Origin of the sequence: Micromonospora sp. M51 (assembly GCF_018070305.1) — a bacterium.
Lineage (GTDB): Bacteria > Actinomycetota > Actinomycetes > Mycobacteriales > Micromonosporaceae > Micromonospora > Micromonospora parva.
The window spans coordinates 1-838 of sequence record NZ_JAGPXZ010001316.1 but is presented as its reverse complement, the minus strand read 5'-3'; the positions used below and the strand labels follow the sequence as shown (position 1 = coordinate 838).

Genomic DNA, 838 nt, shown 5'->3' with positions numbered 1-838 from the left:
GTCAAGGAGATCGAGGAGGACGGCATCCGGATCCAGGTGGTCGACGGGATGCCGGGCAGCGGCAAGACCACGCTTGCCGTACACGTCGCCACCGCGCTCGCGGACCGCTATCCCGACGCCCAGCTCTTCATCGACCTGCACGGGCACAGCGAACGCCGACCGTTGACAACGGCAACGGCCGTGGCGGCCCTCCTGCGGCAGCTCGGTGTGCCGGTGGAGCGGGTGCCGGAGAACCTGGACGACCGGTTGGCGCTCTGGCGGATCGAGCTGGCCGGCCGCCGTGCGTTGGTGGTCCTGGACAACGCGGCCAGTGCCGACCAGGTGGCGCCGTTGCTGCCCAACGGCGCGCAGAGCCTGGGCCTCATCACCAGTCGCCGCCGGCTCATCGGGGTCGACGAGGGCCCGCCGTCGTCGTTGCCGGTCCTTGACGCCGACGAGGCGATCGAGCTGCTCGGTCGGGTGGCCGGGATGGAGCGGATCGCCGCCGAGCCGGAGGCGGCGGCCGAGGTGGCGCGTCGCTGCGGCCACCTGCCGCTCGCTATCCGGCTGGCTGGCGCGCGGTTGGCGCACCGGCCGCGCTGGCGGGTCGCCGACCTCGCCGAGCGGCTGGTCGCCGGGGCGGGCCCGCTGGCCGAGCTGACCGCCGGGCAGCGCTCGGTGGGGCAGGCGTTCGCACTGTCGTACGCGCAGGTCTCACCGTCGGCGCAGCGGCTGTTTCCGCTGCTCGGCCTGTACCCGACGGGGCGCTTCGACAGTCGGGTGGCCGCCGCCCTCGTCGACCTGCCCCTCGCCGACACCCAGGAGCAGTTGGACGAGTTGGTCGACGCGCATCTGGTGG

The 838-nt window shown here is 73.6% G+C and carries 1 protein-coding gene; it reads left to right on the top strand.

Annotated elements, in window-relative coordinates:
- The coding region (locus KBX53_RS34520; protein ID WP_247676628.1) for an NB-ARC domain-containing protein at nt 1–838 on the top strand (838 nt) is incomplete at both ends.